The 14,536-nt window shown below is 61.7% G+C and carries 15 protein-coding genes; 7 read left to right on the forward strand and 8 right to left on the reverse strand.

All coding sequences use genetic code 11. The annotated features are described in order from the left end of the window. Positions 1–638 (reverse strand): NAD(P)/FAD-dependent oxidoreductase (locus QOC89_RS26615; RefSeq protein WP_416340476.1); only part of this gene is annotated, 638 nt, incomplete at its 3' end. Next, on the reverse strand, positions 635–781 hold the full coding sequence (locus tag QOC89_RS31980) for a hypothetical protein (protein WP_416340477.1): 147 nt from the start codon (positions 779–781) through the stop codon (positions 635–637). The genes QOC89_RS26615 and QOC89_RS31980, both read right to left, overlap by 4 nt. A 167-nt stretch (positions 782–948) precedes the next feature. Between QOC89_RS31980 and QOC89_RS26620 the strand changes: the two genes are divergently transcribed. Further along, the gene (locus QOC89_RS26620; RefSeq protein WP_179739262.1) at positions 949–1,581 is read left to right on the forward strand and encodes a helix-turn-helix domain-containing protein; all 633 of its coding nucleotides are present in this window, start codon (positions 949–951) and stop codon (positions 1,579–1,581) included. A 9-nt stretch (positions 1,582–1,590) separates the two neighbouring features. On the opposite strand, the gene QOC89_RS26625 is transcribed toward QOC89_RS26620, so the two are convergent. Together QOC89_RS26625 and QOC89_RS26630 are read right to left on the reverse strand one after the other, a co-directional pair. After that, the gene (locus QOC89_RS26625) at positions 1,591–4,605 is read right to left on the reverse strand and encodes an FAD-binding and (Fe-S)-binding domain-containing protein (RefSeq protein WP_323047761.1); all 3,015 of its coding nucleotides are present in this window, start codon (positions 4,603–4,605) and stop codon (positions 1,591–1,593) included. Positions 4,606–4,657: 52 nt separating this feature from the next. Beyond that, the gene (locus QOC89_RS26630; RefSeq protein ID WP_323047762.1) at positions 4,658–5,695 is read right to left on the reverse strand and encodes a DUF1338 domain-containing protein; all 1,038 of its coding nucleotides are present in this window, start codon (positions 5,693–5,695) and stop codon (positions 4,658–4,660) included. A 167-nt stretch (positions 5,696–5,862) separates the two neighbouring features. Here QOC89_RS26630 and QOC89_RS26635 point away from each other — a divergent pair, with 167 nt between their 5' ends. Beyond that, the gene (locus tag QOC89_RS26635) at positions 5,863–6,795 is read left to right on the forward strand and encodes a LysR substrate-binding domain-containing protein (protein ID WP_323047763.1); all 933 of its coding nucleotides are present in this window, start codon (positions 5,863–5,865) and stop codon (positions 6,793–6,795) included. 91 nt (positions 6,796–6,886) lie between these two features. Here the strand turns inward: QOC89_RS26635 and QOC89_RS26640 are convergent, their stop codons facing one another. After that, positions 6,887–8,020, reverse strand: a complete 1,134-nt coding sequence (locus QOC89_RS26640) for a 4-hydroxyphenylpyruvate dioxygenase family protein (protein WP_323047764.1) — start codon at positions 8,018–8,020, stop codon at positions 6,887–6,889. A 221-nt stretch (positions 8,021–8,241) separates the two neighbouring features. Continuing rightward, positions 8,242–9,240 carry a pca operon transcription factor PcaQ gene (pcaQ, locus tag QOC89_RS26645; RefSeq protein ID WP_323047765.1) on the reverse strand — a complete coding sequence of 333 codons (999 nt, stop codon included), beginning with the start codon at positions 9,238–9,240 and terminating at the stop codon, positions 8,242–8,244. 107 nt (positions 9,241–9,347) lie between these two features. Between pcaQ and pcaH the strand changes: the two genes are divergently transcribed. Both pcaH and pcaG read left to right on the forward strand, forming a co-directional pair. Beyond that, entirely contained in the window at positions 9,348–10,052 is a 705-nt protein-coding gene (gene pcaH, locus QOC89_RS26650) for a protocatechuate 3,4-dioxygenase subunit beta (protein ID WP_323047766.1), read from the forward strand. Positions 10,053–10,055: 3 nt separating this feature from the next. Beyond that, complete coding sequence (gene pcaG, locus QOC89_RS26655; RefSeq protein WP_323047767.1) at positions 10,056–10,643, forward strand: protocatechuate 3,4-dioxygenase subunit alpha; 588 nt, start codon at positions 10,056–10,058, stop codon at positions 10,641–10,643. Between the two features lie 274 nt (positions 10,644–10,917). On the opposite strand, the gene QOC89_RS26660 is transcribed toward pcaG, so the two are convergent. Next, complete coding sequence (locus QOC89_RS26660; RefSeq protein ID WP_323047768.1) at positions 10,918–11,181, reverse strand: H-NS family nucleoid-associated regulatory protein; 264 nt, start codon at positions 11,179–11,181, stop codon at positions 10,918–10,920. Between the two features lie 568 nt (positions 11,182–11,749). Here QOC89_RS26660 and QOC89_RS26665 point away from each other — a divergent pair. The 3 genes from QOC89_RS26665 to QOC89_RS26675 all read left to right on the forward strand — a co-directional run bounded on the left by QOC89_RS26665 (position 11,750) and on the right by QOC89_RS26675 (position 13,398). Next, positions 11,750–12,385 (forward strand): LysE family translocator, encoded by a 636-nt coding sequence (locus QOC89_RS26665; protein WP_323047769.1) that lies wholly within the window; start codon positions 11,750–11,752, stop codon positions 12,383–12,385. Positions 12,386–12,682: 297 nt separating this feature from the next. Further along, positions 12,683–12,886, forward strand: coding sequence for a cold-shock protein (locus tag QOC89_RS26670; RefSeq protein WP_007178877.1), 204 nt, complete (start codon positions 12,683–12,685; stop codon positions 12,884–12,886). Between the two features lie 287 nt (positions 12,887–13,173). After that, a complete protein-coding gene (locus tag QOC89_RS26675; RefSeq protein WP_323047770.1) occupies positions 13,174–13,398 on the forward strand; it encodes a hypothetical protein in 225 nt (74 codons plus the stop codon). Between the two features lie 104 nt (positions 13,399–13,502). On the opposite strand, the gene QOC89_RS26680 is transcribed toward QOC89_RS26675, so the two are convergent. Further along, a partial coding sequence (locus tag QOC89_RS26680; protein ID WP_323047771.1) for an AMP-binding protein occupies positions 13,503–14,536 on the reverse strand: 1,034 nt, incomplete at its 5' end.

Raw genomic sequence — 14,536 nt, forward strand, 5'->3', positions numbered from 1 at the left:
GCCGTACCAAGCGCGGTGGTCACGCCCAATCCCTCATGTCCAACCGCAAGCCATGTGGCTGGATGCATTGCGTCGTCGTCCGCAAAGAACCCGGTGGGGCCGATCAACGGCAATCCATCACTGGAGGCAGGACGCAAACCGGTCCACGCGCGAATGGCGTTCACGCCGGCCAGTTCCGGCAAGTAGTCGACTGCACGTTGGAGCATGCGCGCGAGGATCGCCGGTTCGACCTTCGGATCGACGCTGTCGAACTGACGCGACGAGCCGATCAGCAACTGGCCCGTTGGGCGCGGCTGCACGTTGAACGCGACCGATGTGCCGCTCGAGTTGTGCGCGCTCTTGATGTAACCCAATTCGAGGATTTGATGCCGGATCGTGCCGGGGTAGCGATCGGTAATCAGCAGATGGCCTTTCTTTGCCTGCAACGGCAAGCCCGGCAACAGTGTCGCCGCCTGCAGGCCGTTGGCCAGCAGCACCGCACCGGCGGCAATGAGGCCGCCGTCCGCGAGACGCACGCCTTCACTTTCGATGCCGATCACTTCGGTATCCAGACGTTGCACGATCCGCCCTGCAACAGGTTGCGCGAGCAACCAGGCCGCGACGGCCGGCGCGTAGACCACCGCGTCGGACCCCGTCATGCCGCGCGGATGCCCCACGCGAAAGGATCGTCGTCGGAAAAGAGCAGCCTCGATTCCGCATTGACGTGCGCGGTGCCGCGGATGCGCGGCCGAATCTGCCCTGCGGGGAGTGCCGGATCCGTGTCGTAGTGCGCCTCGAACACGCTGCCGATAATGCTCTCCTGGCGCCACAGCGCGCCACCACGTTTCCGATGAGAAAAGTTGCTCGATGGTCGCCCAAATCGCTCGCTAACCAGAGCGGCACCGGCCAAATGTTATTATCGGAAACACCGATTGCCCCTCAAAGCGTGCATTTAAAGCAGCAAGCCCCATGGACACCCACCTCACCAAACCCGCCGATCAATCGACAACCGACCTCGGCCGGCGCGTGCGCGCCGCCCGCCAGGCGCAGGATCTGACGCTGGAAACCGCGAGCCGCCTCTGTGGCGTCTCCCGCTCCACGCTCTCCAAAGTCGAAAACGGCCTGATGTCGCCCACTTTCGACGTCCTGCAGAAGATCGTCCTCGGCTTGCAGATCGAAATCGGCGAGCTATTCGGTTCGACGCCCAAAGTCAGCGCGAGCGGGCGCCGCGCGTTGACGCGTAAAAACGAGGGCCAACGCCACGCCTATCGCGGCTATCAGATGGAGTTGCTCGCCACCGACCTCGCGCACAAAGCGATGCTGCCGTTCCGCATCCGCATCTCGGCGCACACGCTCGACGCGTTCGACGACTGGGGCCGTCACGAAGGCGAAGAATTTTTGTACGTGATCAGCGGCAGCGTGTGCCTCTATTCCGAGTTGTACGCACCGACGCATCTGAATGCCGGCGACAGCCTGTACTTCGACAGCCGCACCGGTCATGCCGCGGTATCCACCAGCGACGAAGACGCCGAAGTATTGTGGATGGCGACCAGCGCCGACATTCCGCAAACCCTGGCCACGGTTGAATCGGCGAAAAAATAACGGCGGCGCTTACCGCGCCGCCAGCGCCCGCTGCGCCAGTTGCGCGATATGCATCGCGTGTCGCCCGGTTCCCTGTTGAATCTGCTCACGACAACTGAAACCATTCGTCAGCACAATCGTTTGCGCGTTCGCCGCGGCGGCCGCGCGCACAGCCGGAAACAGCCTGTCTTCGCCGATCTTCTCCGAAAGCGCGTGATGCTCGTCGTTAAAGCCGAACGATCCCGCCATCCCGCAGCATCCTGTATCGAGCAACCTCCAGTTCACCCCGAGCTTCTTCAGCAGCGCGGTATCGCCTTGCATGCCGAACAGCGCCTTCTGATGACAATGCCCATGCACGATCACATCGGCTGCCAGAATCGGCCACTCGAACGGCTGACGTGCGACGAAATCGGAAAACAGAAAAGTCTGCGCCGACAACTGCTTCGCCAAGGCATGACCGGGGAACTGTTTCAACAACTCGTCCTTGAACACCGATAAGCAACCCGGCTCGAGACCGACCAGCGGGACACCAGCGGCAATATCGTCTCCGAGGTCATCCAGAATCGTGCTCAGCAACTCACGCGCACGTTCGAGCAAACCGAAGTCATACAGCGGACGTCCACAGCACAAACGATTTTTCGGCAGCACGACATGCCAGCCCATTTGCGTCAGCACATCGGCTGCGGCCTGCGCGATCTCAGGCGTGAAGTGGTCGTTGAAGGTATCGACCCACAGGATGACTTTCTTGACCTCTTCGCCCGAGTGAGCAGCACGCACAGTCTGAGGCGCGCGCCGCGCGATCTGCCGGTACGTCTCTTTGGCAAACTTCGGCAACTCACGCGCTTGCGCCACCCCGGCAAGCCACTTGCCAAGCGCAGCCACGCCCGGCGCCGACGTCATGAAATTCGTCAGCTGCGGAAATCTCGCCGCCCACGGCGCCCACTCGCCAATCCGCCCCATAAACAGCGCCTGGCGCGGCCGTCGATTCGTCTCGTAGTAATGCGCCAGAAACTCCGCCTTGTACGAAGCCATATCCGTGTGCGTCGGGCAATCGGATTTGCAGCCCTTGCATGCGAGGCACGTATCGAGCGCTTCTTTCACTTCGCGGCTTTGCCAGCCATCGGCGATCACGTCGCCTTGCAGCATTTCCCAGAACAGATGGGCGCGGCCGCGCGTCGAATACTTCTCTTCACGCGTTGCGCGATAACTCGGGCACATCGTGCCGCCTTCGAGCGAGCGGCATTTGCCCATGCCGATGCATCGTTCGATCTCGCGTTGAAAGCCGTCGCCTTCCTGGCTCGCGAATGTGAGCTTCGTTTGCAGGGTCACCGGTTTGTACGCCGGACCCATGCGCAGGTTTTCGTCGGCGCGATAGGCGTGCACGACCTTGCCGGGATTCAGTCGATTGGCCGGGTCCCAGATCGCCTTGAACTGCTCCATTGCCTGCATCAGCTCGGGGCCGTACATGATCGGCAGGAACTCGGCCTTAGCCTGGCCGTCGCCATGTTCGCCCGAGAGCGAACCACCGAATTCGACCACCAGTTCCGCCGCCTCGCGCAGAAACTTGCGCCACGTCGCGACGCCTGCGACGCTGCGCAGATCGAAGGTAATGCGCGCATGCACGCAGCCGTCGCCGAAATGGCCGTACAGGCTCGTCTCGTAGCCGTAACGATCCACCAGAGCCTGAAACGCGCGCAGATAATCGCCGAGGCGCATGGGATCGACCGCCGCATCTTCCCAGCCGACCACCGGATCGGGCATCTCCGGATCCACCGACAACGCCACCGCCGACGCACCCGTCTCGCGAATCGACCAGACCTTCGCCTGCAACGCGCGATCTTCGACGAGGATCGCCGTGACCTTCGGCCCCGCTTCACCCGACAGGAAATACGCTGCGGCGGTTTGCGCCTGACGTACCGCATCCTCGTGGGTATCCGCGCCGAATTCGAGCACGACCCATGCATCGCCTTCTGGCAGCAGCGCGATTTCGTCCTTCTTCAAACCACGTGCCTGCAAACCGCGGATGATCGCGCGGTCGAGCCCCTCGATCGCGATCGGACCACAGCGCATGAAATGCGGCACGGCGTCCGCGGCGACGTAGATATCGGTGAAGCCGACCACGACGATCACGCGTTTCGCCGGACTCTTCACGAGCCGCACTTTCGCCTGCAAGGTCACGGCGCACGTGCCCTCGGTGCCGACCAGCGCACGCGCGACATTAAAACCATTCTCCGGCAGCAGTTGATCGAGGTTGAAGCCCGACACGCGCCGCTTGATCCGTGGGAATTTCGCGCGAATCTGCTCGGCGTAGGTGTCGCGCAACTGCTTGAGCGCGGTGTAGATTTCGCCCTTTCTGCCACCTGCCGAGATGATGCGTTCGAGTTCGTCGTCCGAAGTCGGGCCGACCCAGAAACGCGCGCCGTCGAAGGTCGCGATTTCCAGCGCTTCGACGTTTTCGACCGTCTTGCCGGCCATCACCGAATGCGCGCCGCACGAGTTGTTGGCGATCATGCCGCCGAGCGTGCAGCGACTGTGCGTTGCCGGATCGGGCGCGAACGTGAGGCCGTGCGCTTCGGCGGCGTCGCGCAAGGTGTCGCACACCACGCCGGGTTCGACGATCGCGACACGCGCGACGGGATCGACCGAGACCACGCGGTTCACATACTTGCTCGCATCGGCCACCACCGCGACGTTCACGCATTGGCCGTTCTGCGAGGTGCCGCCGCCGCGGGGCAGAAAGGGCACGTCATTGCGACGGCAGGCAGCGAGCGTCTCCAGCAGATCGTCGACGTCCGACGGCACCACCACGGCGAGCGGGACTTGCCGGTAGTTCGACGCATCCGCGGCATACAGCGCTTTCGAGCCTTGATCGAAACGCACTTCGCCGCGCACGTTGCGGCGCAAGTCGGCTTCGAGCGCCTGCAACACCGCAGCGGTACTCGAAAAAGGTGTGGCGATACACGGCTTTCCTGACGTGCTATCAGCAGCATCGCTCAACACAGCATTCACACTCGCGCCCTGCGCTTCCTCTAATGACGTTCCCACTGCGTCCCTCATGTCTCGTGTCCAATGCCCCCGCGTTGGCCTGAACAACGCATCAGGCCGCCTGGCTGGCGGTCATCTTGAAGATGCCCTGGGCGTTGCCCGCGTCGAAACGCAGGTCCGTTTCCCAGCGGCGCGCGTCCTGATCGAAGGTCCGCTTGCGCGTGATGAACTCGTAGAACGAGCCCGGCACCTCGCGCGTCACGATACTGCCGTCGGCCGCGCGCAATTCGCGCCGCACGAGGTCCGCGCGGTACGCCGTCTGAAACACGCGGCCCGAACGCGAACGCTCGACTTCCGGCTTCATCGGACGGCCCTTCGCCTTTTCTTCGTCGGACAGCGGGAACACGTCCGTGACGCGATCGGTGGCGTGATTGAAGGCGTTGCCCTCGGTTGCAATCCACGCCATTTCCGCCGAGTCCTTCAACAATACTTCGTAATCGGCCTCGCGTGGCGTCTCGTGCTGCCGCGCGAACGCGCCGACGATGACCGGCAGCAACGCGTGTGCCGTCTCGAGCGGCAGCACGCCTTCACGCTCCAGCTCCCACAGCTGACTAACGGCTTGCGGCGTCAACGGATCGCGCGAGGCGCCGATCACGTTCGTCACGGCCTGTTGGAATTCCGTTGAAAAACGCTCCGGGTGCAATTCGCTGACGAAGAACTGGGCGATCTCATCGGGGGCGTCGTCGTGCGCCCAGGCGCGGCCGGTCATGCCGAGACGGTCGAGCGGATAACGGCCGTTGATGCTGAAGCCGAGCGGCCGCAGGATGCGCGCAAAGGCAGCTTCACCCGGCGGCAGCGCGCCGCTCGCGCTCCAGCGCACCGTGCGCAATGCGCCATGGTCGAAGTAGACGCTGCCGCCCGCGGCGATCGTCTCTTCGGTGTACTGGCGGCCATTCGCCGAGCGCGCCAACAGGTCTTCGAACAGCGCCATGTTCATGGCCTGCGCCAGTTCGGCGCGGGTGACGGTGCCGTCCTCCCATTCGTTGAGAATCCGCGGATGATTCAGCGTGGTGAACAGCCTTGCGGTTTTCTCCACGCCAAGCAGTTTCAGCAGCAGTTGTTCGACATTCGCATTATTGAAGGTTCGCATATCGGTTCCGGGCAGGGGCGGTGAGTGCGCGGCGGTGCGTTTGAAGGTGGCCAACCGGCGTGGCTTCAGGACGCTCGCGCGGCATCGTTGGATGCGAGATTATTCAAATCCACGGGCCATCCGTAAAGCGAGATAAAATCGCCACTTGATGCGCTTTTGGAATCAACATGCGAAAGTTCAAGATCCCCAACATGGGCGCGCTGCTCGCGTTCGAAGCCGCCGCGCGGCACGAGAGCTTCACGCATGCGGCGCGCGAACTGTTCCTCACCGAAAGCGCGGTGTCCCGACAGATCAATACGCTGGAGAACAATCTCGGCGTGCGGCTGTTCGTGCGCGTCAAACAGCGCGTGGTGCTGACCAAGGCCGGCAAGGTCTATAGCGCGCAGGTGCGGCGCTCGCTGGAACAACTGGACCGCGACACGCTGTCGATCATCGCGCATGGCAGCGGCGGCGGTTATCTGGAACTGGCGGTGTTGCCGACGTTCGCGTCGCAATGGCTGATTCCGCGGCTGGCGGCATTCAATGCGCAGTACCCGGATGTGCGGGTCAACATGGGCGTGCGCACCGGTACCTTCGCGTTCGCCGAGACGCATTTCGAAGCAGCGATCCACTACGGCAAACCGACCTGGCCGGGCACCTCGGCGGATTTTCTGTTCAGCGAGGAAGTCGTGCCGGTGTGCGCAGCCAGTCTGTTGACGCGGCCCGTTGAAACGGCGGCCGATCTGCTGAACTATCCGCTGCTGCATTCCACTACGCGGCCGGACGGCTGGTCGGCGTGGTTCGCCAATCTGGGCGTGGACGATAACCGGTCGATGCAAGGGGTCCGCTATGAACTCCACACCATGCTGATCAGCGCCGCAGCAACCGGTCTCGGCGTCGCGCTGGTGCCGCGTTTTTTCGTCGATGCGCAGCTTGAACAGCTTGGACTCGCAATGCCGCTCGACGCGCCCGCAGTCGCCGACTCGGCCTACTACCTCGTCTATCCGACGGAGTTGAGCCACGGTAAGCCGCTTACGAGCTTTCGCGAGTGGTTATTGCGGGAGGCGGCGGCGTATGGCGAGGTGAATCCTGGGTTGGCTGGCGCGCCTGGTAGCGATTGATTTGCCGGTTGCCGGTTGCCGGTTGCCGGTTGCCGGTTGCCGGTTGCCGGTTGCCGGTTGCCGGTTGCCGGTTGCCGGTTGCCAGTAAATGCTAAGCGCCGGCTTGCTCGCGTGCCTGCGCCAACGCGCTCAAATTGCCTTCGCCAAAACCATGGTGCCCTTGCCGCTGCACGATTTCGAAGAAGATCTCGCCGGCGCCGCGCCGCACGAAGGTCTGAAAGAACAGCATTGGCACGCCATCGGCGGCGATCTCGCCATCCACCAGAACATGCGTGCGCTTGAGCCGCTCGACGTCGAGCCCATGACCGGGCAGGCGCGCATCGAGTTGCTCGTAATAGCGCGGCGGCGGCTCCACAAATTCGACGCCGTTCGCCAGCAGCCGCTCGACGCACGCAAAGATGTCGTCGGTGGCGAGCGCGATGTGCTGCACGCCTTCGCCCGGATGATCCGGCAGATACTCGTGCATCAAATTCGTGCGGCGCGTGCCCTCTTCATACAAAGGCACGCGAATCGCGCCGCACGGCGACACCATCACGCGCGACTCCGCCGACACATGCCAGTTCGCGTGCAGCTCGTGAATCTCACGAAAGTTGAGCAGGTCGCGATAGAAGTCGAGCCACTCCTGCATGCGGCCCTCGCCGACCGTTTGTGTCAGATGATCGACCGCGATCAGACCGGTGCCCGCGTGATTCAGATCGGCCTGCGCGGTGTCGATCTCGATCGGACGGAAGTCGATGTCGAAGATCGAGATATCGCCGAGACCGCCGCGCTGGCCACCCCGGCCGCGCCAACGGTCGACGAAATAGATGTGCGAATCGCCAATACCCTGGATCGCCGGAATCAGCAGTTCGCCCGCGCCGAGGCGTTCGCCTTCAAAGGCCCACGCGCCGAGCTCGATCGCGCGGTCGAAGGCGCGCTGCGCGTTGGCCACACGAATCCCGATCGCGCAGATGCCGGCGCCGTATTCCTCCGCATAGCGCTCGGCGAACGAATCCGGCTCCGCGTTGATCAGGAAGTGCATCTCGCCCTGGCGATACAGCGTGACGTCTTTGCTGATATGGCGCGCAATCGCCTTGAACCCGAGTTTCGTAAAGGTTTCGCCGAGCGCCTTCGGCTCGCGCGAGGCGAACTCCACGAATTCCAGGCCGGCGGTGCCGAGCGGATTGTGCTCAGGCGCCGACACGGCGCGCAGCGCGGCGTCTGGAGTGGGCAAGTCGCTGGGCATGGCAATCTCCTTGGGCAGTCTTCGTACGCTGTTGCGAGTGTTTGTGGTGTTGGTGCTGGCCGGGCGTGGCGTGGCGCGGCGTCAATCACTCGCAGTGTGACACCGCTTGCGTGGTGTGCCGCAGCAATGCGGCGCGCGACGGCTTTTGCACCGTGTTTGTACACCGGGTAAGCGGGCGTTCGCAACCTTCATTTTGTACTGGATGGTTCACGCGCGGTGAATCAGCCCTTTGGCGGACTGCCGCGGCCACGTTTCGACGCCCGTTTGGCCACGGGCTTGCCGGTAGCCGCCGCCATGCGCTGGCGCGCAACCTCGCGCACGGCATCGATGAACGCCTGACCCACCGGCGACGGCTGCGTGTCCGAACGCCGGATCAGCCCCACGGGCTCGCCCGTCCCAGCGAACGGCAAGGGCAAACGCACCAGCATTTCATGCGCCAGCTCATATTCGACTGCGCTCAGCGGCACGAACCACACGGCGTCATTCTCGAGCGTCAATGCACGCCCCGTCGACACCGACAGCACCTCGACAAACCCGGACAACGGCGGCACGCCCCACGCGCTCAACAGGCTCTCTGCCGACTGCCGGATCAGCGTGCCGAACGGCGGCAGGACCACCGGAAAATCGTCCAGCGACGTGGCCGGCAAGCCAGCGCCTAAAGCCAACGGATGCCCGGCTCGGACCACGGCAATCAACGGCTCGCTGAAAAGCTGCTCGAAACTCAGCCCGACCATCCGTTCCGGGTCGGCCAGACGCCCGATCGCGAATTCGATCGTGCCGGCCTTCAGGCGTTCGAGCAATTCGGGGTTGGCGCCCGTAGCCAGGCGCACGATCACGCGCGGCCAAAGCGCGGCAAACCGCTTCAACACGGGCGGCACCAAGGCAGCGGCCACGGTCGGCAGTATGCCGATCTCGAGCGTGGCGGCGGCTGCGCCTTCCGCATGCGCCAGCAAATCGACGCCCTGGCGCAACGCGCTGACACAGGCGCTCGCATGCGGCATGAAGAGCTGCCCCTCGCGGGTCGGCACCGCACCGTGACGGCCGCGCTCGAACAGTTTCACACCGAGAATGGTTTCCAGTTCAGCAACCGTCTTGGAGACCGCGGGCTGCGTGATGGACAGGCTTTCGGCCGCCCGCTGCACACCGCCGAACTGGGCGACGGCCAGAAAGCACTGAAGATGACGAAATTTGACGCGGCTGTCCGCGAGGCTGCGTTGCATAACGGCAGGTTATACGAAAAGGGCGAAAACGTCATTTTGCATAACCGCGCAGGTTAGATAAAGTCACTCCACAAGCTGTATCCCACAATTCCTCGAAGGAGACACTGATGGACGAGTCCTTTCTCTGCGCACGCGATTTCGCGTCCCATCCCGCTTACGTCTATCCCGGCTACGGGTCTTCGGTCAAACGCGGCCCAACGCGCCCGCTGATTCCGTTGAAGGAAAAACTGCGCGACCAGCGCGTGCCGGTCTACGGCACGGAAGACCTCGGCGCGCTCGATCACGATCTGACGCGCAATGCAGTGCGCAATGGCGAGCCGCTCGGCGAACGCATCGTCGTGACGGGCCGGGTGCTCGACGAAGGCGGCCGCCCGGTGCGCAATACGCTAGTTGAGATCTGGCAAGCCAATGCTGCCGGCCGCTACGTGCACAAGGCCGATCAGCACGACGCGCCGCTCGATCCGAACTTCCTCGGCGCCGGCCGTTGCATTACCGACAACGAAGGCCGTTACCGCTTTCTGACGATCAAACCGGGTGCCTACCCTTGGGGCAATCACCCGAACGCATGGCGTCCGAACCATATTCATTTCTCGCTGTTCGGCGACCATTTCGGCTCGCGCCTCGTCACGCAGATGTATTTCCCCGGTGATCCGCTGCTGGCCTTCGACCCGATTTTCCAGGGCACACCCGAAGAGGCACGCGACCGCCTGATTGCAAACTTCTCGCTCGATACGACGCAAGAGGCCTATGCGCTCGGCTACGACTTCGACATCGTGCTGCGCGGCCGCAACGAAACCCCGATGGAGCGCTAAGCCATGACCACCCTGAAGCAAACGCCTTCGCAAACGGTTGGACCGTACTTCGCCTATGGTCTGTGCCCGCAGCAATACGACTTCGACTTCAAGAGCCTGTTCACGCCGGTTCTGGCCGACCGTGAAGCGGCCGGCGAGCACATCACGATTGTCGGCCAGGTGTTCGACGGCGACGGTCAGGTGATCGGCGATGCCATGCTGGAAGTGTCGCAAGTGGACGCGCAAGGCCATTACCCGGAATCGCGCGAGGAAATCCTGAAGACGGGTTTCCGCGGCTTCGCCCGCGTCGGCACGGGGACGGACCCGCAGAAGCGCTTTGTAGTTGAAACGGTGAAACCCGGCCGCGCCAGCCCGGACGAAGCGCCGCACCTGAATGTGGTGGTGACGATGCGCGGCATGCTGCTGCACACCTTCACGCGCGTCTATTTCGAGGACGAAGCCGAGGCAAACGGACGGGATGCCGTGCTGGCAGCGGTTCCGGCGGACCGGCGCGGCACGCTGATCGCGCGGCGCGAAGCGGGTACGGCCAACGTGTACCGGTTCGATATCTATATGCAGGGCGACAGGGAAACCGTCTTTTTCGACCTTTGACGCGGATTTTCTACACTTTCATATAGCTTTCACATACACTGGAGATGATCCGTCTAGCGACTGGATCGCGAAACTCCGAGTAGGTTAAGCCCGCCCCGCGCGGGCTTTTTTTTGTTTCCCGTCTGCGCGGCGCGTTTCAGTGCACGCTTTAACTCGAGCGATACCACCCTGGTCATCAGTTTGGATATCGAAGCAATGGGCACGACCCGATCACCTGCTTTTCAGCAAGCGCTCTACGCGTTCGCTCGTCGACGACGTAGAACCAAGGCCGCGTTTAGCAACGGAAATGATCGATGTTCTGTCCGGCGTAGATTGCGCGCGCGAGCCAATCCGGCTTATCGCCACGACCGTCCCACGTATTGCCGAAGGCATCGCGATACATCACGGCCGGGATCGCGGCCTTGTCGGCTTCGATCGAATCCGCTAGTGCTTCCATCGTAATGCCGTATTCGTCCATGCGCCGGCGGATCCACACGATCAGGCGCTCACGCGCATTCCCGTCGAGGTCGAACAGCCGTTGTTCTTCTCGCTCTTTCATAACGTACCGGTTTCGCGGCTAATAATGCTCGCGTTGGCAAAACATAGGCTTCGCTAAACAACGCGAAGCCTATGCGTGAATCAGATGGGTTGAGTGCAAATCGAACTCACAATCGCCTCCCGATGCATGACAACTTGCATCTGGAAATCATGCCCAATAAATCCTGAATTTCAGGGGAATTTGTCGGTAAACAGTTCGGATCGCGCTCTTGATCGCCTGGTGCTGCAAGGCTGCTTCAGCGTATGGAAAGCAATTCTAGCATCCAATTTCCGCTGCTTGCAGAAACTGATTGTTCGCCCGCGATGACGGGTTTCCTGGTTGTTCTGTTTGCGCTCGGCACGGGTCTATTCAATTCTTAATGGTTCTTAAGAGTTCTTATTAGTTCTTGCTGGTTTTTTTTAGTGCTGTCCAGGTTTGAGGCAATGCCAATAACCCAATAGCAAAGCAGGGCAATGGAAGCACTGTAGAATAACGGCAGGCAGCGTCACGAAAGCAAAAAAACAAAGAAATCGCGCCCTCCCATGCTACGTTTTACCGAACTGCATCACCGCCTGTAGGAGACAAAAAAATGCCCGCATCGACAGCCATCATCACAATTCTGGCCGCACTGCTGCTAGGTGCCATGAGCCCTGGACCCAGCTTCGTCATCGTTGCGCGCAATTCAATCGGACTGTCGCGCGGCGACGGCCTTGCAACGGCGCTCGGCATGGGGATAGGCGGCGTGTTCTTCAGCGGGATCGCGTTGCTCGGTTTGTACACCTTGCTGGCAACTGTAGAGTGGCTGTACGTCGGTTTGAAAGTGGCCGGTGGCCTTTATCTGATCTACCTCGCGTCGAAGATCTGGCGCGGGGCGGCCAAACCGCTCGCTTTCGATGCCGCGCAAGCGGCCGCCACCAATGTGCGCAAATCCTTCTGGATTGGCTTGAGCACCCAACTCAGCAATCCGAAAACAGCGGTTTACTACGGCAGTATCTTCGCGGCCCTGCTCCCGCAACATCCGCCGTTGTGGTGCTACTTTGCATTGCCCCCCGCGATCTTCGCCATCGAAGCCGGCTGGTACACCGTGGTCGCGTTGTGCTTTTCGAGCAAACGGCCGCGTGAAATCTATCTGCGGTGGAAGGCCTGGATCGATCGCGTCGCCGCAAGCGCAGTGACCGCGCTTGGATTGCGGCTGATCCTGACGGCACATAAAGTGGGCATCTGAAACAGCATCCGGCTTGCGCGGTGTATCGTGCCGTGCCGCACGACACGATATGCCGGTGCGAGGTCGTATCGCCATGCACCTGGCCTGTGCGGCAGACAGCCCGCAATAAAATAGTTACAAGATAAGTGTTGACGCTGATACACCCGGGCGGTTACTGTGTCACCCGAAGTTCAAGAAGTTCGATTGCTGTTCATCAATGTCTCGCTCCTCAGCGGTATTCGTTGTCCTCTCCCTCCTTGACGCTTCACGCGCTCCTCAACCGAGCAAATATTTCTATTTTTACCTCAAGGATTCTTCATGGATACCGGTACCGTTAAGTGGTTCAACGACAGCAAAGGCTTTGGCTTCATCACCCCGGACAAGGGCGGCGACGACCTGTTCGCGCACTTCTCCGAAATCAGCGGCGACGGCTTCAAGACGCTGGCTGAAAATCAGAAGGTGAGCTTCGAAACGAAGCAAGGCCCGAAGGGTCTGCAAGCGGCTAACATCAAGCCGATGTAAGTTTGAAGGGCTCGGTGTCCGGCAACGGACATCGGGCTGCAGCGACATCCTCGCGGAGCTTTGTCTCCCACAGTTGGCGCGATCGCTTTTTGGTTGCGGTGATTCAAAAGCAACTAGCTCAAGCGCCAAACGCCTCGTTGCACCTCATTCTCCCCTCCGGCTTTAACGCCCTTTTTAGCTTTCCGACTGCGTCTGGATTCGGCTTGCAAGCTTGAATCAGCTCGTCCGCGTGACCCGTACAACGGCTCGCACAGCATGCACGCACTCGAACATTATTAAAAAATAAAATGCAAAACAAACATATTCATCATTACAACGGCTATGCCGTCAAACCCTCGGCGCATCGTTTGCCCGACGGTAGCTTTTCATCCAACCTGTTGCTCGAACGCGCTGATAGCGCGCGTGCCGAAGGGCGCTACCAGTTCTATTCGCTCGACTACTTCACGAACGAAGAACAGGCACTGCAGCACTCCGCACGCTGGGCACGCCACTGGGTCGACACGCGCGGTTAATCGCGAGTCGAACCTGATCTAATGCGCGCCGGAATCCCGGCGTTTGCATCGTTCAGCACCCGGACATAGCGCGCCATTAGGCGCGCCAGACAATAGCGCGCGATCTATTCGGTTCCTTCCGCCTTGATCCGCGCGCGCAATTCGAACTTCTGAATTTTTCCCGTCGACGTCTTCGGCAATTCGCCAAAGCGCACCGCCTTAGGCAACTTGTATCCCGCAAGGAACTGCCGGCAGTGCGCGATGATCTCTTCTGCGCTCACCTGAGCGCCTTCCTTGAGTTCGACGAAGGCGCACGGTACCTCTCCCCACTTCGGATCGGCCATCGCCACCACGGCGGCAACCGACACCGCAGGATGACGGTACAGCGTGTCTTCGACCTCGATGCTCGAGATGTTTTCACCGCCGGAAATGATGATGTCCTTGCTGCGATCGCGAATGCGGATATAGCCGTCAGGCATCCGCACGCCCAGATCGCCGGTGTGGAACCAGCCGCCGCGGAAGCTTGCTTCCGTGGCGCGCTCGTTCTTCAGATAGCCCTTCATGCAGATGTTGCCGCGGAACATGATCTCGCCGAGCGTTTCTCCGTCGTCGGGCACGGGCGCGAGCGTGTCCGGGTCGAGCACTGTTACGGCTGCCTGCAGGTGATAGCGCACACCTTGCCGCGCATTCATTTCAGCGCGCGCGCTGTCGTCCAGGGTTTCCCATTCCTCCTGTTTCGCGCACACCGCGGCCGGCCCGTAGGTCTCGGTAAGCCCGTACACGTGCGTCAGATCGAAGCCGATTTCCTTCATCTTGGCGATCACCGCCGGCGCGGGCGCGGCGCCCGCCACCATCGTCGAGACCCGATGCGTGATGCCCTCACGCCACTCGGCCGGCGCGTTGGCGAGCGCGCTTTGCACGATCGGTGCGCCGCAATAGTGCGTGATGCCTTCGCGACGAATCAGATCGAACACCGACTTCGCGTCGAATTTACGCAGACAGACGTTGACGCCCGCGCGCGCGGCGACGGTCCATGGGAAACACCAGCCGTTGCAGTGAAAGAGCGGCAAGGTCCACAGGTAGACCGCATGCCTGGGCATATCCCATTCGAGGATATTGCTGAGCGCATTCAGATAGGCGCCGCGATGGTGGTAGACCA

Origin of the sequence: Paraburkholderia sp., from assembly GCF_034668105.1 — a bacterium.
Lineage (GTDB): Bacteria > Pseudomonadota > Gammaproteobacteria > Burkholderiales > Burkholderiaceae > Paraburkholderia.

What these genes read in the sequence shown, in the direction of transcription:
- QOC89_RS26675 (WP_323047770.1), top strand. Translation starts at nt 13,174, where the DNA reads ATGCAAAACAAACATATTCATCATTACAACGGCTATGCCGTCAAACCC.
- QOC89_RS26665 (WP_323047769.1), top strand. Translation starts at nt 11,750, where the DNA reads ATGCCCGCATCGACAGCCATCATCACAATTCTGGCCGCACTGCTGCTA.
- pcaQ (WP_323047765.1), bottom strand. Translation starts at nt 9,240, where the DNA reads ATGCAACGCAGCCTCGCGGACAGCCGCGTCAAATTTCGTCATCTTCAG.
- QOC89_RS26660 (WP_323047768.1), bottom strand. Translation starts at nt 11,181, where the DNA reads ATGAAAGAGCGAGAAGAACAACGGCTGTTCGACCTCGACGGGAATGCG.
- QOC89_RS26630 (WP_323047762.1), bottom strand. Translation starts at nt 5,695, where the DNA reads ATGCGAACCTTCAATAATGCGAATGTCGAACAACTGCTGCTGAAACTG.
- pcaH (WP_323047766.1), top strand. Translation starts at nt 9,348, where the DNA reads ATGGACGAGTCCTTTCTCTGCGCACGCGATTTCGCGTCCCATCCCGCT.
- QOC89_RS26670 (WP_007178877.1), top strand. Translation starts at nt 12,683, where the DNA reads ATGGATACCGGTACCGTTAAGTGGTTCAACGACAGCAAAGGCTTTGGC.
- QOC89_RS26640 (WP_323047764.1), bottom strand. Translation starts at nt 8,020, where the DNA reads ATGCCCAGCGACTTGCCCACTCCAGACGCCGCGCTGCGCGCCGTGTCG.
- pcaG (WP_323047767.1), top strand. Translation starts at nt 10,056, where the DNA reads ATGACCACCCTGAAGCAAACGCCTTCGCAAACGGTTGGACCGTACTTC.
- QOC89_RS26620 (WP_179739262.1), top strand. Translation starts at nt 949, where the DNA reads ATGGACACCCACCTCACCAAACCCGCCGATCAATCGACAACCGACCTC.
- QOC89_RS26635 (WP_323047763.1), top strand. Translation starts at nt 5,863, where the DNA reads ATGCGAAAGTTCAAGATCCCCAACATGGGCGCGCTGCTCGCGTTCGAA.